Below are 25370 nucleotides of genomic sequence, written 5' to 3'. Positions count from 1 at the left end.
CGACTCCTGACCTGCCGATGTCCATCGTCTGGGACGAGCGGGGCGGGGCGACCGTCATGCGGGACGGCCACGCCCAGTCCTACGTCGATCCCGACGACCCGCTGCTGCTCGTCTTCGAGTACGTCGAGCAGATCGGCCTCGTCCTGCAGGCCCTGCGCCCGGACCCGGCACCGCTGGCGACCACCCACGTGGGCGGCGGCGGGCTGACCCTGGCCCGCTGGATCCACCGCGTCCACCCGGGCTCCCCCCAGATCGTGCTGGAGCCGGACGTCGCCCTGACCGAGCTGGTCCGCCGCGAGCTTCCGCTGCCGCGCGGCCACCGGATCCGGGTAAGGCCGGTCAGCGGTGAGGAGGGGATCACCACGCTGCGCGAGGGCTCGGCGGAGGTGGTCGTGCAGGACGCGTATGCCGAGGGGCAGGTCCCGGCCCGGCTGACCGGCACCTGGTGGGCCGGGCAGGTGGCCCGAATCCTGGCCCCGGGCGGCCTGCTGGTCGTCAACGCCGCCGACGAGCCCGGCCTGCGCTGGCTGGCCCGGTTCACCGCGACCCTGCGCACGGCGCTGCCGCACGTGGGGCTGCTGGTGCTGCGGGAGGTGGCGAAGGGCCGCCGCTATGGCAACGTCGTCGTGGTCGCCTCCGATCGTCCCCTCGACGACGTCTCGCTCACCCGGGTCGCTGCCCGGGCCACCTTCCCGACGACCTGGCGCACCAGCGCCGACACCGCGCGCACGGAAGCGGGGGTGCAACCGTTCGGGCCGGACGGTCAGCCGTCCCCACCACCGCCGGACAGCGGCGTGCTCCGCCTGCGCTGAGCATGCTCCTCGCCGCCCCTGCCGCCCCTACCGTCCTACCGCCAGCGCCGGATGACCTGGTGCAGGCCCTCGGCGAAGAACGCCGAGCCCACGATGAGGAACTCGGGGTAGCGGCGCCGCATCAGCGGGTGCGCCCACCTCCCGGCCACCACGACCACGGCAGCCGCCATCGCCATCCGTGCGGGCCGGGCGCCGGCGGTATGCAGCGCGAACGGCACCAAGGGTGTACCCAGCTCCCCCGCTGCGGCCGCGTAGACCTTGACCGGGACGCCGTTGAACAACTGCCGCCAGATCCCGGCCGGTCCGCACCGGCGCAGGTCCGCGCGGGCCCTGCGGTGCATGCGGGGCCGGGTCAGCGGAGCGGGCAGGCGGACCCCGCGCCGGGCCAGCAGCGTGTGGCCGACGACGCCCGCCACCGACCCGGCCGCCACGGAGGCGGCGACCCGCCCGGCCCGTGCGGGCTGCGCCGCGCCGACCGCCACCACATACACCTCGGCCATGACCGGCCAGGTCAGCGCCTCGGCCGCGCCCCAGAGGAAGCCGGCGCCCATGAGCTGGGCATCGCTGCGCCGCTCCAGCCAGGTGTAGAGCCGGGAGTCGGGCCTCGGCACCGCCTCGCTGTCGTCGCGCAGCGCCTGGACGGCGGCCCGGACGACCTCCGGGGACGTGTCCCGGCACTGCGTGGCCGGGAGGGGCTCGCCGAAGCGCAGGACCACTCCTTCTGGCCGTAGCCGGCCGTGCTTGGGCAGCACCCGTCCGGTGCCGCTGATGCCGACGGGGACGAGGGGCACGCCGAGGTCCGCGGCCAGCCGCAGCGCCCCGGAGCGGAACTCCCCCACGGGTGTGCCGGGGGCGCTGCGCGTGCCCTCGGGGTAGATCACCACGCTCCCCCCGTCGGCCAGGACAGGGCGGGCGGCGTCGCGCAGCGCGTCATAGCCCGAGCCGGTGCGGGCGACCGGCAGGGCCCCGACGAGCGTGGTCACCACGGCACGTCGCCAGGGTCGGTCGAACCAGTAGTCCTGCGCTGCGACGAACCTCGGCCGGCAGGACGGCGGGAGAGCGGCGAGCAGTGCGGCGGTGTCCGCGTGCGAGGTGTGGTTGGCGACCAGCACCTTCGGACCAGGAGCCACGCTGCCGCCGATCCGCACCCCGCCCACCAGCGTGGACAGCGCCCGCCACAGCACGTGCCTGGCCCGCGCCGCCCAGATCCCCCTTGTCATGGGCCTCGTCATGGGCCTATCCCAGCACAGCCGCGAGCGGCAGCACGACGAGCAGGGAGTCGACGCGGTCCAGCAGGCCGCCGAAGCCGGGCAGCCAGGCCCCGGCGTCCTTGACCCCGGCGCGCCGCTTCATCATCGACTCCAGCAGGTCGCCGAGCACTCCGCCGACGGCCACCGCGACCACCATCCCGACGCCGAGCTCCCCGAGCACGAGCAGGATGAGCACAGCGCCCAGCACGGCCCCGACGAGGCCACCGACCGTCTTGTTGGGCGAGAGCGGGGACAACGGGCGCGCGGCCCAGCGGAAGCGGCGCAGGCTCTTGCCGCCGACGTAGGCGGCGACGTCGGCCGCGGCCGCGGCGAAGACCACCACGAAGGCGTCCTCCCACAGCACCACGAGGTGAGCCAGGGACCAGCAGAGCCAGATCGAGGCGAAGGCGGTGAACGCCGCGCGTTCCACGCCCAGGGTGGTGTCGCCCCGCAGGATGGCGGGCAGCGCGCAGCCGAGCGCGATCGCGGGGGCCAGGAACAGCAGGTCAGGCCACTGCCAGGCGGCCACCGGGTAGAGCACCGCCAGGACCAGCAACAGCCAGGTCTCCGGCTTCGGCAGAGCTACCAGCCGGGCGAACTCGACCACGGCCAGCACCGCCAGCACCACGGCGAGCAGCGCGGTCGACCCGCGGCCCAGCCAGATGGGGATGCCGACGACCGGGGCGATGAGCACCCAGGTGGTCCAGCGGGTGCGCAGCTCGGGCTGGCGCAGCACGGCCACCGCCAGGCCGCCGACCGCCAGCACGACCAGGGTCACGTAGAGGTTGAAGACCCCGCGCCCGGTGACCTCGCCGAACCAGGGCAGCTCGACGGGCAGGGTGAGCACCCGGTCGTGGTGCAGGAGCTGGTCCCACCAGTGCGCCGGGCCACTCACTGCGCGGCCCCGGCCGGCGCCGCCAGCTCACGGTGCGCGGACCGCAGCCGCAGGGCCGTCGTCAGGACCGAACCGGCGACGACGACGGCGGACACCCCCACCAGCCAGGAGGGGACCGCGCACCCCACGACGGCCAGCAGGCACCGCTCCGTCTTGCCCAGCGGGCCGCCGTTGCGGCGGGTGGCTCCCGCACCGGCGGCGGACAGCGAGGCGAAGGTGGGCAGCGTGGCGGCCACGGTGGCGACGAGCACCCAGACGAGCGCGGTCGTCGAGTGCTGGGCCGCCCACCAGGCCAGCCCGGCCCACATCAGCAGGTCGCCGAGCCGGTCCCCGATCTCGTTGAGCACGAAGCCCCAGGGACGGGAGACCCCTCGTGCCCGCGCCACCGCGCCATCCAGGTTGGCGCCGGCCAGGCGCAACGCGAGCAGCGGCAGCGCGAGCCACCACCAGCCGAGCGCCAGCGCGACACCGGCGAGGGCGGCGCCCACGACGCCGACCGCCGTGAACACGTCGGGCGAGAGCCCGCGGGTCGTGGCGGCGCCGACGGCACCGCCCAGCCGGCGGGTGTACCACGGCTTGAGCGCGTAGAGCCCCTGCATGGGCACGCAGTCTGGCAGAGGGCCCGTGGCGCCGGGTCGGGCGACTAGGCTCGGAGCGTGCGCACGGCATACCTGGACCACCCGGGGCCGATCCCGATGGCCCACCGCGGCTACGACGCCGAGGGCACCGGCCTGGAGAACACCATGGCCGCGTTCCGGGCTGCCGTGGACCTCGGGTACCGCTACGTGGAGACCGACGTGCACGCGACCCGCGACGGCGTGGTGCTCGCCTTCCACGACGAGACGCTGGACCGGGTGACGGACCGCCGGGGACGGATTCCCGAGCTGGTCTGGCGGGAGGTGAGCCGCGCACGGGTGGGCGCCGGGGTGGGGGCCGGGGAGTCGGTGCCGCGGCTGGAGGACCTTCTCGAGGAGTGGCCCGACCTCCGCGTCAACATCGACATCAAGACCCCGGGCGCGGTGGTGCCGCTGGTGCGCGTCATCGAGCGGATGCGGGCGCACGACCGGGTGTGCGTGACCAGCTTCTCCGACCAGCGGCGCAGGGCGGCCGTCATGCGACTCACGCGGCCGGTGGTGACCTCGGCCGGGCAGGGCTCGACGACCGCCTTCCGCGCCGCGGCCGCGCTGCCGCCCCTGGTGCGCGCCTCGGTCGTGGCCCGGACCCTTCGTGGGGTGGACGGGCTGCAGGTCCCGGCCGAGCACCTGGGCATCGAGGTCGTCACCCCCACCACCATCGCCGCGGCGCAGGAGGTGGGCGCCTTCGTGCACGTCTGGACGATCAACGACCCTGTCGAGATGACCCGGTTGCTGGACATGGGGGTCGACGGGATCGTCACCGACCGGGCCGACCTGCTGCGCGAGCTCCTCGTCGCACGGGGACAGTGGTGCTGAACCGCCTGTGAGCTGCTGGTGGGCGCTCGCGAGGCCCCTCCTCGACCCGCTACACCCGAAAGGGTGGTGGTGACGGTTCGCCCGGTACGGCTCTGGGGGGCGTGGCAGTTTCAGTGTGCGCCAACTGCTTCATGGCGCTCCATCACCGACACGAGGGAGATCACAGATGAGCGATCGACCGTTCGACCAGAACCTTGGCGGCGACCCGGCAGACCCGCTGGACGCAGGTCTGCCGACCCCGCAGACGACCACCCCACCCCCGGTGACGACCACCCCAGCGCCGCCGCCCGTGCCCGCGGCGCCGCCGGCCGCGTGGGACGAGGTCGGCGACGACGAGGGCGAGTCCTCGACCGCCGACGTGGCCAAGGAACAGGCCGCCTCCGTCGGCCAGGACGTCAAGGACAGCGCCGGCCAGGTGGCCCAGACCGCAGCCCAGGAGGCCCGGCAGGTCGCCGGCGAGGCGAAGAGCCAGGTCCAGAGCCTGCTGTCGCAGGTCCGCGGCGACGTCACCGACCAGGCCCACGGCCAGCAGCAGCGCGCGGCCCAGGGCCTGCACGGGCTGGCCCAGGAGTTCGACCAGCTCGCCCAGGGCAACAGCGAGGGCTCCACGATGGCCTCCGGCCTGGTGAGCCAGGCCGCCCAGCGGATCGACGGTGTCGCCGGATGGCTGGAGAACCGCCAGCCGGCCGACATGCTCGAGGACGTCAAGCGCTACGCCCGCCGCAACCCGGGCACCTTCCTGGCCATCTGCGGCCTGGTCGGGCTCGTCGGCGGCCGGCTGACCCGCAGCCTGCGCGAGGAGTCCAGCCGCGAGCAGGACCAGCAGGGCGGCACCGGCTACGGCTACGCCACAGGCCCGGGCCCCACCACCTATGAGTACGCACCGGATGCCGGCGTCTACGCGGCCTCCACCGGTGTCCCCACGGCCTACACCACCCGCGACTACCCCGGCGATGTCGACGCGGTGGACGAGCTGCCCGTGGGCGATGACCTGATCGCGCGGGAGGACCGACTGTGACTCTCCCCGGTGATGGTGGCGCGCACCGTGCCCCCGAGCCCGGCCCGGAGCAGATCCACGGCGCCCACGACGACTACACCAAGGGCGACTTCGACTCCGTCGGGGCGTTGGTCTCCGACATCAGCCAGGACCTGTCGACCCTCATGCAGCAGGAGGTCGCCCTGGCCAAGGCCGAGCTCAAGCAGAGCGCGACCAAGGCTGGGGTGGGAGCCGGGATGCTGGGCGGCGCAGGCGTGGCCGGCCACTTCACCCTGCTCTTCCTGTCCATCGCGCTGTGGTGGGCCCTCGGAGACCTCATGGGTCTGGGCTGGTCCGCCGTCGTGGTGGCCCTGCTCTGGGCCGTCATCGCCGCGGTGCTGGCCGTCATCGGCCGCAACCGGCTTAAGGAAGTCGAAGGTATGCCGAACACCGTCGAGACCGCCAAGAAGGTGCCCGACGCGCTGAAGGGAAATGAGGACCACCGATGACCACCACCCCCAACACGCCGCCGAGCAGTGACGACCCCGAGGTGCTGCGGGCGCAAATCGCACAGACCCGCGCCGAGCTCAGCCGGGACGTCAACGCCCTCGGCGAAGCCGTGAGCCCGTCCAACGTGGCCAAGCGCCAGGCCGAGAAGGTGACCGACGGCGTCAAGGACGCCGGCCGCTCGCTGAAGGAGAAGATCATGGGCAGCAACGACCCGTACGACAACAGCCCTGGCCTCGGGGAGCGGGCCCAGGGTGCCGCAGCCGACGCCCAGCAGGCCGTCACCGGCGCTGCTGGCTCCGCCCGCGACACGGTGACCGACGCCGCGGGCTCGGCCCGCCAGGCGGTCTCCGACGCACCGGCGATGGCCCGCCGCCAGACCCAGGGCAACCCGCTGGCGGCCGGCCTGGTCGCCCTCGGCGTCGGCTGGCTGATCGGCTCGCTGCTCCCGGCCAGCGACAAGGAGCGCGAGCTCGCCGTCACCGCCAAGGAGCGGGCGCAGGAGGCGAGCCAGCCGGTCATGGACGAGGCCAAGTCCGTGGCTAAGGAGATCGTGGAGGACGTCCGCCCGCAGGCCGAGCAGGCGGTCGAGGACCTCAAGGGCACCGCCCAGGAGGGCGTGGCCCACGTCAAGGACGAGGCCACCAGCCAGGCGGACCAGGTGAAGGGCTCCGCGCAGGACTCCGCACAGACGGTCAAGGACCAGGGCAGCCAGTCCTGAGGCGCTGGACGCCGACGTTGTCCCGTGGACGTGGCCATCCGTGACCATGTCCACGGGACCTCTGCGTCTGGGCGCCTCACCCGGCGAGAGCCGGCGAGAGCCGCACGGTGACGCGCCGGCGGGGACCCTCAGCGGTCCTCGCCGGCGCAGCCGTGGAACTCCCACAGCGAGGCGCTGCCGCCCTCGTCGACCTGACGGAAGTCCGACCCCTCGGTCGGTTCGAGCAGGTACAGGCCCTGGGTGGTCGGCTCGTACTTGGCGTTGGCCTCGTCGTAGAAGCTCAGCGAGTCGGCGTAGACGTGGGTGACCCCCAGCGCGCGAACGGCCTCGCACACGGCCGGGTCGGTGCGCCACTGGTCGAAGCGCTGCTCGAGGATCTCCCGCTCCGGGCTGTTCGGTATGGGGCTGAGCTGGGGGAACACCACCTGCACACCTGAGCGGTGCAACAGGTAGGGAGACCCGGCGACCGGCTCCCCGAGCACCACCGCGTCGTCGGGGAGCGCCTCGGCGGCCCGGTCGATCATCTCGATCTCCTCCGGCTCCAGCATGGTGCCCCAGGCGATGGGGTAGGTGGTGTAGGTCGAGGCCATGACCTGCACCTGGCTAGTCCAGCGCAGGCCGGAGGTCAGCACCACGACGAGCACCACGAGCACGGCTGCACCGACCTGCACCGGGAGCGCCAGCGTGCGGGCGATGCGGCTGGCCAGCCAGGCCCCCGCGCCGGCGGCCAGCATGATCGCCGGGACGAGCACCAGCTGGTTCAGCCGCGAGGCCTGGGTGTACCAGAAGCCGGCCAGCACCCGCAGCGGGTTGTCCTCCGGGCCGGCCGCGAGCAGGGTGAGCACGACCGCGGCGGCGAGGGCGACCACGAGCCAGCGGGCGTGCCGCCAGCGCAGGGTCAGCGCGATCCCGAGCCACACCAGCAGGGTCACCACGAGGTTGACCGAGGTGGTCTTGTAGACGTAGACGAGCGGGTGGTCGATGACCAGCGAACCCATCCCGGGCAGGTAGGACTCCTGACCGCCGCGCTCGTAGTCCATGATCGAGCGCACCGGCCCGAAGTTCACCAGGAAGGTCAGCACGGCGACCACCGCGAGCACCCACCCGACGCCGAGCACCCACGCCCGCACCTGACGGCCGGCCCGGGCCTGGCGCCGCAGCTGCCGGAAGAGCAGCACGGTGACCAGCGGCAGGCCGAGCAGCAGCAGGCTGAACAGGCCCGAGGGGTGCGCCAGCACCACCCCGGTCACCGCCCACGCCAGCCCCAGCCCCAGCGAGAGGTGCATCCGCCAGGACAGCACCCGGCGCAGGGTGGCGATGAGGAGGGCGATCGTGCCGGGCACGAGCGCGGTCGACAGCGCGAACGGCCAGACCGCGAGCATCGAGACCGCGATCGCCGGGAAGGTGACGTAGCTGGCCGCCAGGACCGGGACGAGGACGGCCGGCAGGGCCCGCGCCGGCCAGACGACGCGGGCCAGCGCGACCAGCCCCGCGATCCAGATCACGGCACCGATGACCACCGACGAGGCGTTGGCCGCCTCCGTCACCCCCGCGAACCCCGGCGCGACCGCCACGATGCCGTGCCAGACGGCCGGGTAGAAGGGTGCGGCGAGGTCGGCATACATCGGCGAGAGCCCGCCCATCGAGGAGGCGTTGCCCGTCTCCCGGATGAACCACACCGCGTTGTAGTGGAAGACGGCGTCCCACGCCTGCCCGGGCTGGTCGGCGCGGCCCATCCCGGTCATCATCGCGGCGGCCAGCACCCCGCCGCCGAGGGCCCAGGTGGGGCCCAGCCAGAGCCGCTCCGCCGGGCGCAGTCGCCGCTCGCCAGCCACCGTCACCCCGGCGGGGTCACTCGTGCTGCCGAGCAGCCGCCCGATCACGGCGGCGACGCCCACGACCAGCAGCAGTCCCAGCAGCAGGGTCCACAGCCGCCACGGCACGCCGAGGAGGTCGTAGCCGATCGCCAGCACGCCGGACAGCCCGGTCGTCACCGCCGGACCGGCGCCCCAGGCGAGGAGGCCGCGCACCCCGAGGAGGCGCAGCACGGCATACCCCGGCAGCATCCACAGCAGGGCCGTCCCGAGGACACCGGGCAGCACCTGCCACCAGCTCATCGGGCGCCGCCCCCCAGTTCTTCGCTCATGCGGTGGGTGTCTCGCCCCCGCCGATGGTGAGGCGGGGGACGCCGGTGAAGCGGGTGGGGTCGGTGATGCGGCGGCCGTCGAGCAGGACGCGCAGGCCGGGCAGGTCGGCGGCGGACAGGTCGGCGTACTCGGGGTGGTCGGCCTGGACGATGGCCACATCGACGGGTTCGCCGGCGGTGCCGGGGGTCCACGTGTAGGGCTCCCAGCCGAAGGCGGCCAGTTCCTCGTCGGTGTACATGGGGTCCTGGACCAGCACCTCCGCACCCCGCTCGCGCAGGGCGTCGACGGTGGCGAAGACGCCGGAGAACGCGGTCTCCTTGACCCGGCCTCGGTAGGAGGCACCGAGCACCACGACCCGCAGCCCCTCCAGCGAGCCCAGGAGGGACTCGGCGCGGGAGACGGCGTACTCCGGCATGGCGGCGTTGGCCTCACGGGCGGTGCGGACCACGGTCGCGTCGGCGTCGGTGGACAGGTAGAGCCGCGGGTAGACCGGGATGCAGTGCCCACCGACCGCGATACCGGGTTGGTGGATGTGGGAGTAGGGCTGGGAGTTGCAGGCTTCGATGACCTTGTGCACGTCGATGCCGGCGGTGTCGGCGAACCGGGCGAACTGATTGGCCAGGCCGATGTTGACGTCGCGGTAGGTCGTCTCGGCCAGCTTGGCCATCTCCGCGGCCTCCGCGCTGCCCATGTCCCACACCCCGTTGGGACGGGGCAGGTCGGTGCGCTCGTCGAAGCCCAGGACAGCCTCGTAGAACTCGACCGCACGGGCGGTGCCGGCCTCGGTAAGGCCGCCGACCAGCTTGGGGTAGGCCCGCAGGTCGGCGAACACCCGCCCGGTCAGCACCCGCTCGGGGGAGAACACGACATGGAAGTCCTCGCCCTCGGTGAGCCCGGAGATCTCCTCGCTCATCGGCTTCCACCGACCCCGCGTCGTGCCCACCGGCAGGGTGGTCTCGTAGGAGACCAGGGTGCCCGGGGTCAGGTGCTGGGCCAGGGAACGGGTCGCGGAGTCCATCCAGCCGAAGTCGGGCTGGCCGGTGGCCTCGTCCACGAACAGCGGCACCACCAGCACGACCACGTCCGCGTCCGGGATCGCCTCGGCATAGTCGCTCGTCGCGCGCAGGCGGCCCGCCGGCACCAGCTCCGCCAGCTTCTCGGCCAGGTGGGCCTCCCCCGGGAACGGCTCCCGCCCCTGGTTGACCAGGTCCACCACCTGCTGGTTCACGTCCACCCCCACCACCTCGTGCGAGGGGTCGGCATCAGCGAACTGCACCGCCAACGGCAGCCCGATCTTGCCCAGCGCGACAACCGCGATCCTCATTCAGTCAGGTCCGTCCTGGTCGGTGGTGGAGGGCCCCTCCGGTCGGCGGGGTCCGGCCCAGGATACGTGCCGCGGCACGACATACCCTGACCAGATGGACGCGAGCACCACCACCCTGACCACCAGCGATGACACGGTCCTGCACGTGCACCGGTGGGAGCCGCAGGGCGCACGGTCGACCAGGGGGTTGGTCGTGGTGGCGCACGGGATGGTGGAGCACGCGGCGCGCTACGCGCACCTGGGTGAGCAGCTCGCCAACGCGGGGTATGCCGTGTCCGCCGCCGACCACCGCGGGCACGGCCGGACGGCGCTCGCGGGGGGCGGGCCACGGGGACTGGCGCACCTCGGTGACGCGCACGGGTTCGCGGCGGCCGTGGACGACCTGCTCGTGGTCGTCGAGGACGCGCAGGCCCGCCACCCGGGAGTGCCGCTGGTGCTGCTCGGGCACAGCATGGGCAGCTTGCTGGCCCGGGCGTTCGCGGCGCGCTACGGCGACCGGCTGAGTGCGCTGGTGCTGTCCGGGACGGCTGGCGACCCGGGTCTGGCCGGCTTGCTCGGGGAGCGGCTGGCCCGGCTCGAGTGCCGGCTGCGGGGGCCACGGGTGCGCAGCCGCCTGCTGCAGGCGCTGGTGCTGGGGCCCTACAACCGGCCTTTCCGCCCCGCCCGGACGTCCTTCGACTGGCTCTCCCGGGACGAGGGACAGGTGGACGCCTACGTCGCCGACGAGCTCTCCGGGGGCCACGCCACAGCGGGCTTCTACCGCGACCTGCTGACTGGCACGCGCTGGGTGAGCGAACCCTCGACCGTGGCCAGGATGCCGCGCGACCTGCCGGTGCTCATCGTGTCCGGCGAGGTCGACCCGGTGGGTGGCGCCCAGGCCGTCGAGGAGGTCGCCGGGCTCTTCCGGACCGCGGGGCTGACCCGGGTGGACACGAAGGTCTGGCCGGGGGCGCGGCACGAGGTCTTCAACGAGGTCAACCGCGACGAGGTCGAGGACCACCTGGTGGGCTGGATCGACGAGGTTCTCACCCGCTGACCCGACCGAGCGCACGGTTCTCACCCGCTCACCGGGCCAGGGTCGTCAGGTCCTGCGCCACCTGCTGCGCCCGGGCGGCCCAGGTGTGCTGGTGCCGGGCCGTACGGACTCGCTCGGTGACGCTCGCGACCTCTCCCCCGTCGGGACGTGCCCACTGCTCCCGCAGGCGGGTGAGAAGCGCGCTCACCTGCGGCACGTCATACCCGACCTGCCAGCCCAGACCGTCCTCGTGCACGACCTGGCCGGCGAGGGTGCCGGCGCTGGCGAGGACGGGTTTGCCGTGGCCGAGGTACTCGTAGAGCTTCACCGGGGAGGCGAAGTCGCGGTACTCCGACGGCTCGACCAGCAGCGAGCACACGTCAGCTCTCGCGAAGAGCGGCAGGAGACCGTCGCCGCGCTCGTGGACGACCTCGACGCGGGGGCCGAGCCAGCGCTCGAGGGTGGGACGCGTGGCTTCCCAGGAGTCCTGCGGCGTGCAGAGGATCAGGTGGATGTCGGGGGTGGCGTCGACGGCCTCGATCAGTGCGTCCATCCGGTAGTACGCGCCGAGGTTGCCGACGTAGAGGATCGTGAACGGCCCCTCCTCGCGCGGCTGGTCGACGACCGTCCCGCCGGGCGGCAGCGCCTGCGTCTGACCCGGGCGCAGGTGCGGGACCACGCGGGCGATCTGCTCCGAAGGCAGGTACACGCGGTCCAGCCAGCGGCCGTAAGCGAGGAGCTCGGCGTGGTAGAGGTTGCGGATCCCGGTCGCGACGGGGCGGCCCACGCGCTCGACATACTCCGGGTAGCGCCAGTAGACGTCACGGTAGAAGAGCCCGGTCGGTATGCCGTGCCGCCGCAGCAGGTGCAGGAGCCTCAGGTCGACGAGGGGGTGGGTGGGCAGGTGGTGGGGCTCGGTGAGGACGGTGGGCATGGTGTGGTTCTCGCCGTAGGCGAAGTCGATGCGCCGGCCGTGTGCGAGCTGGCCGGCCAGGCGCCTGGTCGCGCGGCGGCGGTCGGTGCCGCGGCCGGTCACCTCCACCACGTCATACCCGAGGTCCTCGAACGCCTGCCGCATGCGGAAGGGACGGACGGCCGAGCCGGTCCCGCCCGTGAGCGGGTATGGCGCGTGGAAGAGCATGGTGCGGCCCTCGCCCGGGCGGGTATATGGGTCCGTCACAGTGTCCGTCGCTCTCCGTGCAGCTGGGCGGCGAGGTCGTAGGCCTGCTGGTAGGCCTGGGCGACGCGGTCGGGCTCGAAGCGGTCGCCCAGGGTGGTTGCGATGTCACCGGCGGTGAGGTCTTGCGTGGCGGCGAGGAGATCGAGGATGTCGGTGGCATAGGTGGCGGCGTCCTGGACGGGGACGAGCCGGCTGACCGTGGGGTCGAGGTACTCCGCATGACCGCCGTTGGCGCCGGCGACAACGGGCCGACCGGAGACGACGGCCTCGGCGGCGGAGACGTAGAAGTTGTCGCTGCGGGTGGGGCCCAGGAAGAGGTCGGCACGGGCGAGCTCGGCGAGCACGCCAGGCCGGTCCAGGGTGCCGACGAGGGTGACCTGCTCTGCGACGCCATGCTGGGCGGCCCTGGTGCGGACTGCGTCGGCGAGGGGTCCGTCGCCGACCAGACGGAGCCGGGTGGGATGGCCGCGGCGCTGGAGCTCAACCACCACATCAACCGCGAGGAGTGGGTCCTTACCCTCCACGAGCCCGCCGACGTCGACGAGGTCGATGGTGCCGTCGGGCTCCTTCCTCGGGGGCGGGCCGTTTGGCGGTGCCGGGACGACGCAGGGGACGACCAGGGTGGGCCGGTCACCTCGGGCGTGACGCATCGGCCCGGCCAGCCGTTCGACGACCGCGGTGGCGACGTCGGGGCCGCGCAGAAGAGGTAGCAGTCCGGGGAGGGCCACGCGCCAGGCCTTAGGCAGCGATTCGGGAGTGGTCAGGCCGGACCAGTGGTCGGTGTGCACCCAGGGCACCGGGATGCGGCCGCGCATGCCGGCGAGGGGCAGCAATGAGGAGAAGGCCATCGTGTGGAGAAGGTCGGCACTCTCCACCAGCGGCCGCAGCGCCCGACGCGCGGCGAGCACGTGGTCGGGGCGGGTCGTGGACATGGGGATGCGGAGGACGGGGAGGCCCGCGACCTCATCCCGGCGCGGCAGGGGGTTACTCCCGGCGGGGTCGCTCCTGGCGCGTTCGCTCCCGGCGCGGTCGTTCCCGGCGCGGTCGCTCCGCACCGGCTCTCCCGATCGTCTCGGGCCACCAGTCCTTGCCTGATCCCGCTGTCCCACCGTCGACCGATCTCGCTTGTCGACCCGACCTTGGTGAGGCGGCACCAGGTGGATCAGCAGCACCTGATGCCCCAGCGAGGCGATGGCCTGAGCGTCCTTGACCACGAAGCTGCCCATCGATGGATGGCTGGGGGTGGGCAGCCAGGTGGTGACAGCGAGGACGCGCATGAGGCCCAACCTATGCGGCAGGGATCGTTCAGGCAGCCGAGTGGTCCTCGGGTCGACCTTCCCGTCCCCTGCAGGCTCGGGGCGGACAGACGACGAAGAATCATGTAGACACTTGTCCACAACCCTTCCTCTCCTCGAACCTACGTGCTAGTCTTCTTGCAAGGATCGAACGTCGAGCCGCCGGGGAGGGGGACACGATGGACGCACCACCTGCAGCAGCGCTGCCTGGGCCAGGGGCTGGGTGGTCAGCGGCTGAGCAGCGGTTGATCGGGTACGCCCAGCTCGATGAGCTGCGCGGGGACCTGCGTGGTGCCACGGCGGTCGACCTGGCGGCGTTGGCGGAGCGACGTGCGCGGTGGGCTCTGCAGGTCTCTCCTGTGCCGGCCTTGGTCAGGATCCAGGTCGAGATCTCGCCGCTGCCTACCGCCGGCGACGGGCCAGAGCCTGAGGACGCAGATGCTGACGCTGGCCCCGGCAGCGGCGAGGACACCGCCCCGTCCGGTGGCTTAGAACCCTCCGCTGACAGCGAGCCTGTCGATCTCACCGAGTCAGCTGCCCCGCCCGTCGATACCGAGGCGACCACCCAGGACCAGTCCTCCACCGCGGGCCAGGCTGCCGCCGGCGGTACGGTGCCGGTCCCGCACGTGTCGGTGGTCGCGGTCGATGCTGCTGCCCGGGCCCGGTGCGGCGTGGAGGCGGACCTGCTCGAGGCCGCCGCGGAGGTGGTGGATGAGTGCCGGGCCCGGATCCTGAACCGCCGCGGCCTCACCGGCGTGTCCCTCTCGCCCGCGGCCGCGCGCAGCGTGGACGCCGCCGTCCGCCAGGCCGCGGTGATGGAGCTGGACCTGGCCACCGGCACCAGCACGACCGAAGCCACCACCCTGACCGCGGTCGCCACCTGCGGTGGCGAGCTACGGTCGATGCTGCTCGCCGCGCTACGCCGCGGCCAGGCACGGTGGGGACAGGTCAAGACGTTCTGGGAACGCACCACCCGCGCCCACCTCACCCACGACCAACAACTCCTGGTCGCCTACGCCCTGTTCGGGACCGACCCCGCCCTGGCCTGCGAGGAACGCCTCGACATCGACGGCCACCTCGACCTCGACACGGTCTGGGCCCACCACCCCTACCAGGGCGCGCTGGCCCGGGAGATCACCGCCTGCCTGGGCCAGGACCCCGACGCCGACGCGGCGCGGCGCCGCCGGGCCTATACGAACCGGCGGGTCGAGATCCGGCTGCACGACGACGGCACCGGCACCCTCACCATGACCGGCCCAGCAGTGATGATCGCCGGGATCCGGCACCGCCTCGATGTCGCCGCCCGCGCCCTACGCGCCGCCGGCGAAGAACGCACCCTGACCCAGCTGCGGTTCGACCTCGCCGCCGCCCTGCACCTGCACGGCATCCTCGACCTCACCACCACCGACACCGACACCCTGGATGAGGTCCTCACCCCCGAACGCCTCACCGACCTGCTCGCCGTCCTGCACGCCCAACCCAAGATCCACGCCCAGATCATCATCCCCGTCGACGCCCTCAAAACCGGACTGCCCCTGTGCCCCGCCTGCGCAGAACAGATCCAACCCACCAGGACCGGGGCCGGACCTGCAGAACAGCAACAACCCCGACCAAGGACTGAAGCTAGACCCCGACCTTGACGCTGGCGATGCCAGCGCAGCTACCCCGTGGAGCCAGACCGGCCCGAGCACCAAGCCACCACCCTGGGCCAGCCCACCCGAAGCTCACGAGCCGCCGGAACCGGAGCTGCCGGACGAAACCCCACCAGACCCAGACCCAGGTCCAGGCCCGAATCCCGACCCAGGTCCAGACCCAGGTCCAGGTCCGGACCCACGAGCAGCATCAGATCCTGCCTGCCTACCCGGACCCGCAGCTGCGCCGAGGCCTGGGCGCTCCGGCTCGCCCTCCCTGGACCGCGAACCACCGGGCCGGGGCATGGTCGGTGAGCTCACCGGGTCCCACCCGATGTTCCTCACCCCCGGACACGCCCAAGAGCTGGTCCTGCTGCCCGGCACCACCCTGCACCGCCTCCTCACCGACCCCGCCGACGGGCGCCTCATCGAACGCACCATCACCACCTACCGACCCGATGTCGACATGCGCCGCCAGGTCCTGGCCGCCGACCTCTACTCCCGAGCCCCCGGCTCCCGCCTCACCGGCCAAGCCCTCGAGCTCGACCACGTCACCCCCTGGGGCACCCCCGGCGGCACCACCACCGAGACCAACCTCGCCGCCCTGCACAAACGCCCCCACCACGAGAAGACCCTCGGCCACTGGCGCATCCACATCGGCACCCGCCGCGACCTGACCTTCACCACCCTGCTCAACCAGCACCGCACCACCCGCGTCCACAACTACACCCAATACCTACGCACCCATGCCCCCGACGACCTCGCCGAACGCCGCGACCTCGCCTCCCGAGCCATCTACGCCCACGAGACCCAACACCAACGCACCCTCTACCTCGCCGGCGACCGCACCGCCCTGCGCGACGAAGCCTGGGTCCACCTCACCCACACCGACCCCCACACCGGCTACACCCACCCAGGACCCCACCCCGACACCCCCACCCCCCAAGACGTCCTGGGCATCCCCACCGACGACCAAGCCGACCCGGGGGCGACGGAGTGAGCCCTGAAGGAGTCGCTGGCGCCGACGCATACCCTGGGGCCCGTGAAGATCCTGAGCGTGGTCGGTGCCCGTCCGCAGTTCGTCAAGCTGGCCCCGGTGGCCGACGCCTGTCGTGAGCGCGGGGTGGAGCACGTGATCGTGCACACCGGGCAGCACTACGACCCGATGCTCTCCGACGTGTTCTTCACCGACCTGGGCATCCCCGACCCCGACGTCCACCTGGACGTCGGGTCGGCCGGGCACGGCGCCCAGACCGGGGCGATCCTGGCTCGGATGGACGAGGTCCTGACCCAGCACCGGCCCGACTGGGTGCTCGTCTACGGCGACACCAACTCCACCCTGGCCGGTGCCCTGTCCGCGGTGAAGCTGCACCTGCCGGTGGCGCACCTGGAGGCCGGGCTGCGCTCGTTCAACCGGGCCATGCCCGAGGAGCACAACCGCGTGCTCACCGACCACGCCGCCGACCTGCTCCTGGCCCCCACCCAGGTCGCGATGGACCACCTGGCCGCCGAGGGCCTGGCCACCCGCTCGGTCCTCGTCGGTGACGTCATGGTCGACGTGCTGCTCAAGGTCCGCTCCGAGCTCACCGACACCACCAGCGTCCTGGCCGACCTGCGCCTGGAACCGGGCACCTTCTCCGTGGCCACCATCCACCGGGCCGAGAACACCGACGACCCGGCCCGGCTCGCCGGGATCATCCACGGCCTGCAGCAGGTCGACCACCCCGTCGTGCTGCTGGCCCACCCACGCCTGCGGGCCCGCGCCCAGGCCCAAGGCCTGGACCTGCAGGGCGGCTCCCTGACCGTGCGCGACCCCCTGCCCTACCCCGCGCTCATCGGCGCCGTCAGTGCAGCCCGCGGCGTGGTCACCGACTCCGGCGGACTGCAGAAGGAAGCCTTCGCCCTACGGACCCCGTGCACCACCGTGCGCAGCGAGACCGAGTGGGTCGAGACCGTCGAGCTGGGCTGGAACCTCCTCATCGACCCCCGCACCGCCACCGCCGACGACATCGCCCGCGCCGCATCCCGTCCGCAGCCCTCCCCCACCGACGCCGCCCCCTACGGCGACGGCCACGCCGCCGACGCCGTCCTCGACGCCCTCCTCAACGGCACCGTCGATGCCACAAGCGCCGACCCCGCGAGGTAGACCCATGCAGCTCACCGGACGCCTCACCCCCTCCTCGACCCTGATCGTCGTGGCGCTGGAGCAGGAGGCCCGTCACTTCGTCGTCGACCACCCCGTCCTCGTCACCGGTGTCGGCAAGGTGCGGGCCGCGATCGCGGTCACCCAGGTGCTCGCGTCCGGGACCCTTCCGGCGCAGGTCGTCAACGTCGGCACAGCCGGCGGCCTTCGACCCGGGGTTGCCGGCACCCACGAGGTATGCCGAGTGGTGCAGCACGACTACGACGGCGAGGCGGTGCTGGCAGTCACCGGGCGCGCGGACGGACCACCGCTGGCCCTGCCGGTCAGCTCGGGCCAGGGCCTGGTGCTGGCCACCGGCGACCGGTTCGTGGCCGGCGGCCCAGAGCGGGACCGGGTCGCCCAGGTCGCCGACTTCGTGGACATGGAGGGGTATGCGGTCGCCGCGGCGGCCCGGGCCGCAGGGGTCCCGGTGCGCCTGGTCAAGCACGTCTCCGACCAGGCCGACGAGGACGCTGGCCGCTCCTGGTCCGAGGGCGTCGACGCCTGCGCCCGCCTGCTCGCCGACTGGGTGCACGAGCACCTGCCCTCACGCCCGTAGCAGCAACGCCGGCCAGAAGCCGGCCGCCCGACCCCAGGAAGCCACCATGACCGACCTCCCCACACCCCGCGTCGTGGCCGTCAGCCGTGACCAGACGCACCGCTTCAGCAAGGTGCCGGTCGACCAGATCCAGCTCATCGCCGGTCTCGGCATCGTCGGGGACGCCCACGCCGGCACCCTCGTCCAGCACCGCTCACGGGTCCGACGCGACCCGAACCAGCCCAACCTCCGCCAGGTGCACCTCCTCCACGCCGAGCTCTTCGACGAGGCGAGGGCGATGGGCTACGTGCTCTCCCCCGGCGACCTCGGCGAGAACATCCTCACCGCCGGCATCGATCTTCTCGGCCTACCCACGGGGACCCTGCTGCACCTCGGCGACGCCGTGGTCCGGCTCACCGGGCTGCGCAACCCCTGCGCGCAGATCAACGACTTCCGGCCGGGTCTGATCAAGGTGGTCCTCACCACGCAGGACGGGACGCCACGCGAGGAGCCCGCACCCTCCACCGCCTCCCCGGAGGCGGCGAGCGCCCGGGTCGTCCGCAAGGCCGGGGTCATGGCGGTGGTCGAGCACAGCGGCGAGGTGCGTCCCGGCCAGCCCATCTCGGTCCGCCTCCCGGACGGACAGCACCGGCCGCTGCAACCCGTCTGACGGCAACCGTCTGACCAGGACCCTGGCGGGTTCCAGCGAGCCGTCATGTGACCTACGTCGTGCAGCTGGTGGGCGCCTGCGTCCCGCGTTGCAACTGCCGACTGGAGGCTCCACCGCGGGTCAGGACGACTGACCGCCGGCCTTCCCGAACGCCTCGGCATACTCCGGCGCGAGGTCGAGGTACCCGTCCCAGCCGACCTGGCTCACCTCGCCGGTGCGCACGCTGTCGGCCAGCCGGTCCAGGTAGTACTCCCACCCGGGGCCGACCTCGGTGACGGGCAGCCCGTCGCTCATCACCTGCGCGAAGTCGAGCACGGTCCGGCCCTCGACCTCACTCAGCCGCAGGTCGAGCGTCCAGACGTCTGCCGGCTTCTCGGACAGGTTGTGCAGGCGCAGCCGGTGCGGCGCCTCGCAGACCTCGATGACGTAGGTCTCCTCCGCGACGTCGTCCTCGTAGTCCCACCGCACCTGCACCTGGCCGGTTGCCGGATCTCCGCTCCAGACGCCGAACCACCGGCCGAGCCGCTCCGGCTCGGTGATCGCGGCCCACACGTCCTCCACGGGGGCCTGGAAGGTGCGGGTCAGCACGAGGTGGTCCTGCCCGTCGCGGGTCTCGGGTCGTCCGGTGATCATGCGCTCTCTCCTGCCGTGCGGGGAGCGGTCCGGGTGTCTGCTCCGGTATGTGGTCCGCCCGGTCGGGCGGCACGGTCGCCGCCGTGGTCCCGGACGGTGCGGCGCACCTCGAGGTCGAGGGCGTCGAGGTGGTGCTCGGCGACCGGGGGTCGAGCCGGCTCGGACAGCGCGCCGACCCAGGAGACGACCTCCTGGAGCGGCTCGGGCACCAGCTCGTAGTGCCGCTCCCGTCCACGGTCGGTCGCCGTCACCAGCCCGGCCTCCCCGAGGACCCGTAGGTGCCGGCTGACGGCGGGGCGGGAGATGCCGCGCCCGGCCGTCAGGTCAACGACCCGGGCCGGCCCTGACCTCCCCAGCTGGTCGAGCAGCCCGCGCCGCACCGGGTCCGCGATCGCCGAGAACACGTCCATCTCCATAGGTAACCATTAAGTTACCTATGGCGTCAAGAGCCCTGCGCCGGGACGATCAGTCTGACGCCACTCTGCGTCAACTACTGCCGTAAGCCTTCCTCACCAGCTCACCCACCGGCTCCGCCCACCCCGCGACCTGCTCCTCGGCGCACAGCACGCCGGCCGCGACGTCGCTGGCCGCCTTCGCCCGGGCCACGTCCTCGCGGGTCAACCCGTCGATCGTGCGGGCCACGTCCGAAGCGGTGAAATCCTCGGTCACCCAGCCGACGTCGTGCTCGCGCACCATCGCCGCCATCTCCGGGCTCGGCCCGATGAGCACACCGAGCCGGGCCTGGACGTAGTCGAAGAGCTTGTTGGGCATCGCGTAGCGGTGGTTGAAGGACACCGGCGCCAGGATGTGGATGCCCACGTCGTAACGGTTCAGGGTGCGCACCAGGTCGGCCGGGGGCACCGCGTCGTGCACCCGCACCCGCGGGTGGTCGGCGTACCGCTCCGCCAGCTCTGCGGCATACCCGCCGCCCTGCACGAGGTAGAGGTCGAGGGTGGCCCCCGACGTGACCAGCTCCATCGCCTCCAGCACCGTCCCGAGCCGGCCAGGCGTGGCATGGCCGGCGTGCACGAGCCGGACCGGGTCGCCGACCTCGCCGACGGGCAGGTCGGACCGCTCCGGCGCGTTGTAGACCACGCCGCAGCGCAGGCCGAACTCCTGCTCGTACTGCTCGGCCAGCCGCTGCCCCACCGTCGTCACCGAGTCCGCGCGCGGCCCGAAGGTGCGCACCAGCCACCGGTAGTACGGCGCCACGAAGAGCCGCCACCGCAGCAGCTCCTCGCGCTGCCGGGAGTGGTACTCGTGCAGGTCCGCGTGCACCCCGCCACGCGGCGCCACGTCGAGCGCCAGCGGCAGCGTGTCGATGTCGTTGGCGAGCACCACGTCATACCTGGCCTCCCGACCGGCCAGCAGCCGCGTCGCCGCCCGCACGACGGGCGCGGTCCGGTATGCCGCGCGGAACCTTCGCGTCATCAGGCGCGCCCGGTCCTTGTGCCAGCTCACCACGTCGTCCGGGATCCGCAGGTGCTCGACGACGCCGTCGGGAGCCTCCCCGTAGCCGAGCGTGCTCACGCGGTGGCCCTCGGCGGTGAGCAGCCGGAGCTGGCGCAGCACCCGCGCGTCGGAGCGCAGCAGGCTGAACGACATCACCAGCACCTCGCCGGCTTCAGCCACGGCGTCCTTGTCCTTCCAGGACCCTGGTGTACAACTCGACCAGCTGGTCGGCCTCGTGCTCCCAGGTCAGCTCGGCAGCGGCGGCCCGGGTCGCGTCCCGGTATGCGGTCGGGTCGGCCAGCACCTGCCGGATCGCCGCCGCGAGGTCCTCGGGTGTGTTCGCGTCGAAGACCTCACCCACGCCGTACCGGCGGACCACCTCCGCGGTGTCGGGCAGGTCGGCCGCCACGATGGGCAGCCCGGCGTGGATGGACTCGAAGAGCTTGTTCGGTAACGAGTAGAGGTAGGACAGGCAGATCGGACGGACGAAGACCACGGCGACGTCGGCGTCGGCCAAGGCCTGCGGCACCTCCGGGGAGGGCACGCTGCCGGCCAGGTGCACCCGGTGCGCCACCCCAGCTGACCGGGCACGCGCGAGCAGAGCGTCGACATACCGCTGCTCGCCGTAGCCGAGGAGGACGAGGTGCGTGTCCTCGGGCAGCAGCGCCATCGCGTCGACGGTCTCCTCCAGTCCGCGGCCGGTGGTGATGCCGCCGACGTAGGAGACGACCCTGTCGTCCGGTCCGAGCCCAGCGAGCTCACGCAACCGTCCCTGCGCGGGGTCGGGCAGCTTCCGGGCGGTGGGGATGTTGCGGACCAGGGTCGGGCGCTCGCGCAGGGAGTAGGTGCCCTGCAGCCAGTCGGCGATCGAGGGCGAGACCGTGATCACCCCGGCGACCAGCCGGATCCCGACCGACTCGATCGTCGCCTCGACGTAGGGCGCCAGCCAGCGGTTGCGCCGCAGGATGTTGCGGTGCCGCCAGAGCTCGTGGGAGTCGTAGACCACGCGAGCCGGGGTCCCGACGGTGCTGAGCAGCGCGGGGACCAGGGCGTTGGCGTCGTTGGCGTGCACCACGTCCGGCGCCAGTGCGCGGGTCTCCTGCACAGCGCCCCGCCACCAGTAGGCCAGCCGCACCGTGCCGTAGGTGCGCATCCACACGTCGGCGGCGAAGGCCAGGGCCTTGGTGGGGAGGTTCTCGGTGGAGGCCTGGGTGACGGGGGTGGCGGACGTCGATGCCGTCGACATCGGCTCGAGCCCGGTTCTGGGTGCCGGGTCCGGCCCCGTTGCCTCGCGAGCCTCCACCTCGGCTTGGGGCTCGATCTGGGACGCGTCGGTCACCGGCGCGGCGTCCGTCACCGGTGCCGCGTTCCTCCCCCGGTAGCGGCGCCACGCCGCGGCCAGCCGCGGGAAGCTGCGGACCAGGCTCAGGTCCGCGACCCGGTGCACCTCCAGGTCGCCGACCCACCCGACGCCGGCCGGGTGACCGGCGTGCTCACGGGCCGAGGCCACGATCCGGGCGTCGGCGCCGGCTGCACGCAGGGTCGCGGTCGTCTTGAGCACGCGCGAGTCCCGGCTGGCGTCGTTGTAGACAAGGCTCACCACACGGGGTGCCCGGCCGGCGACCGTGGGTAGCGCGCTCACGTCAGCCCCGCCAGGGCCGCCTGCGCGGCGAAGTCCGGCTGCGCGGCGACGACCTCGGCGAAGCTGCCGCTGGCGACCAGCTCGCCGTCGCGCATGAAGCACACCTGCTCGCTGTGCCGGATCGTGGCCAGCCGGTGCGCGACGACGATGACCGAGACCTCTCCTGACAGCTCCCGGATCGCGGAGGTGACGGCCGCCTCGGTGGAGGTGTCGAGCGCGGACGTGGCCTCGTCCATCACGAGCACGAGGGGGTCGGTGTAGAGGGCCCGCGCGACGCCGAGGCGCTGCCGCTGGCCACCGGAGAGCTGCAGCCCCCGCTCGCCGACCTTGCCGTGGATCCCGTCCGGCCGGGCCTCGACCACGTCGAGCAGCTGCGCCCGGTCCAGGGCCCGCCGCACGCGGTCCTCGTCGATGTTGGCGTCGTCCCAGGCCAGCGCCACGTTGCGGGCCACCGACGCGTCGAAGAGCGTGACCTCCTGGGGGACGTAGCCGACCCGAGCCCGCCAGGCCTTGAGCACGTCCGACAACGGACGGTCCTCGACGAGGATCTGGCCGGAGTCGGGGTGGAGCAGCCCGAGGATCAGGTCCACCAGCGTCGACTTCCCGGAGCCGGAGGCCCCCACCAGGGCCAGGGTCTGGCCGAACGGCAGGGTGAGGCTGACGTCCCTCACCGCAGGGGTGGCCGCGCCGGGGTAGGTGAAGGTGACCGACTCGAGGCGGAGAGTGCGTGCCCCCTCCGGCAGCGGCTCGTTCCCCCCGGTGAGCTCGGCGTCCACATACTCCTTGCCCCGCTCGATCTCCTCGAGCACCTGCTCGGCGAACGGCATGTTGGCCCCGGTCTGCCCCATGATCGTCTGGAACCGGGTCAGCGACGGCACCAGCCGGAAGCCCGCCACCCCGAAGAGCGCGATCGCGGTGACCGCGCCGGTGACACCGTTCTGCAGGTAGCCGATGAGGCCGCCGATGACCAGCCCGCCGACCAGACCGGCCTCCAGCACGTAGCGCGGGATGACGCCGAGGAAGTTCTGGTTCGCCCGTGCCATCGAGGCGCGGCGCCGCACCTTCAGCACGGTGTCGGCCACCTCCTGCGACTTGTCCCGCAGGGTGACCTCCTTCAGCGAGTGCACCATCTCGCTGACCAGCCGCATCGCCCGCGCGGAGAACTTGCGGTTGTCCTGCCCGGCACGCACGGCCCGGCGCAGCACGACGCGGTAGAGCAGGAAGGCGACGAAACCGAAGTAGATGATCGTCGCCGTGGCCAGGACCGGCTGCGCCACGAGCAGCACGGTGAGCACCGCCACGAAGGTGAACACCTCGCCGCTGAGCTGGCAGAACGGGATGAGCACCCCCGCGACCGTCGAACCCACCCCGACGTCGGTGGAGCGGATGATGTCGGTGGAGTTGCGGCTCAGCCGCTCGGTCCAGGGTGCCTTGAAGGTGGCCTCCAGCAGCCGGGCCCCGAGCACCTGCTCGAACCGGGCGAAGCGCCGGGTGGCCCACCACTGCAGGCCGATCGCCAGCACCGACTTCAGCACGATGAGGGAGCCCACGATGAGCAGGACGATCCCGAAGTCCTGCGGCTCGCCCAGCGTGATGCCGACCACGGGCAGGGTCAGCTCCTGGCCCGTGAGCATGGGGGCCAGCACGATGGCGAGCAGCCCGATAGCAGCGACGTCGAGCACCGCGAGCAGGCTCTGCAGCACCGCGAAGGTGGCGATGAACCGTCGGGTGCCGGCCGGCAGGACCGTCATGAGCTGGCGGACGGTGCGCCACAGAGCGAGCATCGCGGCCCAGCCTAACCGCGAGGAGGTCCCACTCACGCCCACCGACGGCGACTACCCTCGCAGGATGCCGTCGCTGCAGGGTCCACGCCGCTGGGCCTACCAGGCCTGGACCGCCCTGCCCTCCCCCGTACGCGGGGTCGGCGGGACCGTGCTGCGCCTGCGGGCCGAGCGCGAGGTCGCCCGGCAGCCCGGCCTCGACCCCCGGGCCCGCAGCCGGCTCGTCATCGGCCCCCTCAACACCGCCGGCCAGGGCGAGCGCTGGGCCAGGGCGGCCCGCGCGGTGCCCGGGTGCGACGCGCGGGCCATGTCGGTGGAGCGCCGCTCCTCCGCCGGGTTCGGCTTCCCCAGCGACTGGCACCTCTCCCGTGCGGTGCAGGTCCGAGGTATGCCGCGCCACGCCGCCCGGGTGCTCGGCACGGGTCGCGAGCCGGGCGCCACGCACGTCCTGGCCGAGGGTGCCCGGTCCCTGCTGGACGACCCGTTCACCCGGTGGGTGACCGACGACCTGCCGCGGCTGCGGGAAGCCGGGGTGGAGGCCGCCGTGCTGATCCACGGCTCGGAGCTGAGGGACCTGCACCGGCACGCCGCGGCATACCCCCACTCGCCGTTTCGCGGGGAGTGGGACGAGCGGTGGGAGCGGATGCAGGCGACCGTCGAGCGCACGAGGTCCGTGCTGGGGCGGCTCGAGGGGGCCGAAGTACCGGTCTTCGTGACCACGGCGGACATGCTCGACCATGTCCCTGGTGCGAGCCTGCTGCCGGTCACCGCCGACGTCGACCGCTTCACCCCCGGAGCTGAGCGCCCGATGCTGGAGCGGGACCGCCCGGTCGTGCTGCACGCCCCGAGCAACCCGCGGCTGAAGGGGACACCGGTGGTCGAGGAGGTGCTGACCCGGCTGCAGCAGGAAGGGTTGGTGGTCTACCGGCGTCTCAGCGGCGTGCCACATGCCGAGATGCCGGGCTTCGTCGCGGACGCGGACGTGGTGGTGGACCAGGTCGTGCTGGGCAACGTCGGCACGCTGGCGGCCGAGTCGATGGCCGCCGGTCGGCTGGTCGTGGCGCACGTGCCCGACCACGTCCGCGCGCGCACGCCGGGACTACCCGTGCTCGAGGCGGCGCCGGACACCCTGGAGGGGGTGCTGCGCGACGTGGTGGCCCACCGCGACGGCTACCGCGACCTGGCCGCCCGCGGCCCGGCCTGGGCCCGCGAGCACCACGACGGCCGCGCCGCCGCCCGGGCGCTCTCGCCGTGGCTGGGGCTCTGAC

24 protein-coding genes are annotated in these 25370 nt (G+C 72.9%); 12 read left to right on the top strand and 12 right to left on the bottom strand.

Annotated features, from left to right (window positions below):
- Positions 1-17: 17 nt before the first annotated feature.
- On the top strand, positions 18-812 hold the full coding sequence (locus tag ESZ52_RS07465; protein WP_131104377.1) for a spermidine synthase: 795 nt from the start codon (positions 18-20) through the stop codon (positions 810-812).
- A 35-nt stretch (positions 813-847) separates the two neighbouring features.
- Here the strand turns inward: ESZ52_RS07465 and ESZ52_RS07460 are convergent, their stop codons facing one another.
- The 3 genes from ESZ52_RS07460 to ESZ52_RS07450 are packed head-to-tail and all read right to left on the bottom strand — an operon-like array spanning position 848 to position 3556.
- Positions 848-2032, bottom strand: a complete 1185-nt coding sequence (locus ESZ52_RS07460; RefSeq protein WP_181009897.1) for a lysophospholipid acyltransferase family protein — start codon at positions 2030-2032, stop codon at positions 848-850.
- 16 nt (positions 2033-2048) lie between these two features.
- Positions 2049-2957, bottom strand: a complete 909-nt coding sequence (locus tag ESZ52_RS07455) for a phosphatidate cytidylyltransferase (protein ID WP_131104375.1) — start codon at positions 2955-2957, stop codon at positions 2049-2051.
- Positions 2954-3556: a CDP-alcohol phosphatidyltransferase family protein gene (locus tag ESZ52_RS07450; RefSeq protein WP_131104374.1), complete on the bottom strand. Its 603-nt coding sequence runs from the start codon at positions 3554-3556 to the stop codon at positions 2954-2956. The genes ESZ52_RS07455 and ESZ52_RS07450 overlap by 4 nt, the downstream gene beginning before the upstream one ends.
- 57 nt (positions 3557-3613) lie before the next feature.
- Between ESZ52_RS07450 and ESZ52_RS07445 the strand changes: the two genes are divergently transcribed.
- From ESZ52_RS07445 to ESZ52_RS07430, 4 genes are all read left to right on the top strand, one after another.
- Positions 3614-4408, top strand: a complete 795-nt coding sequence (locus tag ESZ52_RS07445; protein WP_131104373.1) for a glycerophosphodiester phosphodiesterase family protein — start codon at positions 3614-3616, stop codon at positions 4406-4408.
- Positions 4409-4574: 166 nt separating this feature from the next.
- On the top strand, positions 4575-5426 hold the full coding sequence (locus tag ESZ52_RS07440; protein ID WP_131104372.1) for a hypothetical protein: 852 nt from the start codon (positions 4575-4577) through the stop codon (positions 5424-5426).
- A gap of 53 nt (positions 5427-5479) precedes the next feature.
- Positions 5480-5893: a phage holin family protein gene (locus tag ESZ52_RS07435; RefSeq protein ID WP_238154424.1), complete on the top strand. Its 414-nt coding sequence runs from the start codon at positions 5480-5482 to the stop codon at positions 5891-5893.
- Complete coding sequence (locus ESZ52_RS07430; protein WP_131104370.1) at positions 5890-6612, top strand: DUF3618 domain-containing protein; 723 nt, start codon at positions 5890-5892, stop codon at positions 6610-6612. The genes ESZ52_RS07435 and ESZ52_RS07430 overlap by 4 nt, the downstream gene beginning before the upstream one ends.
- 128 nt (positions 6613-6740) lie before the next feature.
- Here ESZ52_RS07430 and ESZ52_RS07425 read toward each other — a convergent pair whose 3' ends face one another.
- Positions 6741-8729: a DUF6541 family protein gene (locus ESZ52_RS07425; RefSeq protein ID WP_131104369.1), complete on the bottom strand. Its 1989-nt coding sequence runs from the start codon at positions 8727-8729 to the stop codon at positions 6741-6743.
- 25 nt (positions 8730-8754) lie between these two features.
- Complete coding sequence (locus tag ESZ52_RS07420) at positions 8755-10083, bottom strand: nucleotide sugar dehydrogenase (protein ID WP_131104368.1); 1329 nt, start codon at positions 10081-10083, stop codon at positions 8755-8757.
- Positions 10084-10177: 94 nt separating this feature from the next.
- On the opposite strand from ESZ52_RS07420, the gene ESZ52_RS07415 reads away from it, so the two are divergent.
- Positions 10178-11119 carry an alpha/beta hydrolase gene (locus ESZ52_RS07415; protein ID WP_131104367.1) on the top strand — a complete coding sequence of 314 codons (942 nt, stop codon included), beginning with the start codon at positions 10178-10180 and terminating at the stop codon, positions 11117-11119.
- A gap of 28 nt (positions 11120-11147) precedes the next feature.
- Here ESZ52_RS07415 and ESZ52_RS07410 read toward each other — a convergent pair whose 3' ends face one another.
- Positions 11148-12278, bottom strand: a complete 1131-nt coding sequence (locus ESZ52_RS07410) for a glycosyltransferase (protein ID WP_131104366.1) — start codon at positions 12276-12278, stop codon at positions 11148-11150.
- Positions 12275-13210, bottom strand: coding sequence for a glycosyltransferase (locus ESZ52_RS07405; protein ID WP_181009898.1), 936 nt, complete (start codon positions 13208-13210; stop codon positions 12275-12277). The genes ESZ52_RS07410 and ESZ52_RS07405 overlap by 4 nt, the downstream gene beginning before the upstream one ends.
- A gap of 542 nt (positions 13211-13752) precedes the next feature.
- On the opposite strand from ESZ52_RS07405, the gene ESZ52_RS07400 reads away from it, so the two are divergent.
- The 5 genes from ESZ52_RS07400 (at position 13753) to ESZ52_RS07375 (ending at position 18594) form a co-directional block, all read left to right on the top strand.
- Complete coding sequence (locus tag ESZ52_RS07400) at positions 13753-15213, top strand: hypothetical protein (protein ID WP_131104364.1); 1461 nt, start codon at positions 13753-13755, stop codon at positions 15211-15213.
- A 295-nt stretch (positions 15214-15508) separates the two neighbouring features.
- Positions 15509-16204: a hypothetical protein gene (locus ESZ52_RS07390; protein WP_131104363.1), complete on the top strand. Its 696-nt coding sequence runs from the start codon at positions 15509-15511 to the stop codon at positions 16202-16204.
- A gap of 42 nt (positions 16205-16246) precedes the next feature.
- Positions 16247-17350 carry a non-hydrolyzing UDP-N-acetylglucosamine 2-epimerase gene (wecB, locus tag ESZ52_RS07385; protein WP_131104362.1) on the top strand — a complete coding sequence of 368 codons (1104 nt, stop codon included), beginning with the start codon at positions 16247-16249 and terminating at the stop codon, positions 17348-17350.
- Between the two features lie 4 nt (positions 17351-17354).
- Positions 17355-17945: a nucleosidase gene (locus ESZ52_RS07380; RefSeq protein ID WP_131104361.1), complete on the top strand. Its 591-nt coding sequence runs from the start codon at positions 17355-17357 to the stop codon at positions 17943-17945.
- Between the two features lie 46 nt (positions 17946-17991).
- On the top strand, positions 17992-18594 hold the full coding sequence (locus tag ESZ52_RS07375) for an MOSC domain-containing protein (RefSeq protein WP_131104360.1): 603 nt from the start codon (positions 17992-17994) through the stop codon (positions 18592-18594).
- 120 nt (positions 18595-18714) lie between these two features.
- Here the strand turns inward: ESZ52_RS07375 and ESZ52_RS07370 are convergent, their stop codons facing one another.
- The 5 genes from ESZ52_RS07370 to ESZ52_RS07350 form a co-directional block, all read right to left on the bottom strand.
- On the bottom strand, positions 18715-19227 hold the full coding sequence (locus ESZ52_RS07370; protein ID WP_131104359.1) for an SRPBCC domain-containing protein: 513 nt from the start codon (positions 19225-19227) through the stop codon (positions 18715-18717).
- Positions 19224-19643, bottom strand: a complete 420-nt coding sequence (locus tag ESZ52_RS07365; protein WP_238154490.1) for an ArsR/SmtB family transcription factor — start codon at positions 19641-19643, stop codon at positions 19224-19226. Before ESZ52_RS07365 ends, ESZ52_RS07370 begins: the two co-directional genes overlap by 4 nt.
- A 70-nt stretch (positions 19644-19713) precedes the next feature.
- Positions 19714-20859 (bottom strand): glycosyltransferase, encoded by a 1146-nt coding sequence (locus tag ESZ52_RS07360; RefSeq protein ID WP_238154491.1) that lies wholly within the window; start codon positions 20857-20859, stop codon positions 19714-19716.
- A complete protein-coding gene (locus ESZ52_RS07355) occupies positions 20852-22321 on the bottom strand; it encodes a glycosyltransferase (RefSeq protein ID WP_131104358.1) in 1470 nt (489 codons plus the stop codon). The genes ESZ52_RS07360 and ESZ52_RS07355 overlap by 8 nt, the downstream gene beginning before the upstream one ends.
- Positions 22318-24105 (bottom strand): ABC transporter ATP-binding protein, encoded by a 1788-nt coding sequence (locus ESZ52_RS07350; RefSeq protein ID WP_131104357.1) that lies wholly within the window; start codon positions 24103-24105, stop codon positions 22318-22320. The genes ESZ52_RS07355 and ESZ52_RS07350 overlap by 4 nt, the downstream gene beginning before the upstream one ends.
- A gap of 64 nt (positions 24106-24169) precedes the next feature.
- Here ESZ52_RS07350 and ESZ52_RS07345 point away from each other — a divergent pair, with 64 nt between their 5' ends.
- Positions 24170-25369: a glycosyltransferase gene (locus ESZ52_RS07345; RefSeq protein ID WP_131104356.1), complete on the top strand. Its 1200-nt coding sequence runs from the start codon at positions 24170-24172 to the stop codon at positions 25367-25369.
- Position 25370 lies beyond the last annotated feature (1 nt).

Origin of the sequence: Ornithinimicrobium sufpigmenti, assembly GCF_004322775.1 — a bacterium.
Taxonomy (GTDB): domain Bacteria; phylum Actinomycetota; class Actinomycetes; order Actinomycetales; family Dermatophilaceae; genus Ornithinicoccus; species Ornithinicoccus sufpigmenti.
Note: the sequence above shows the minus strand (reverse complement) of the source record. Positions and strands in the feature narration are given on the sequence as shown.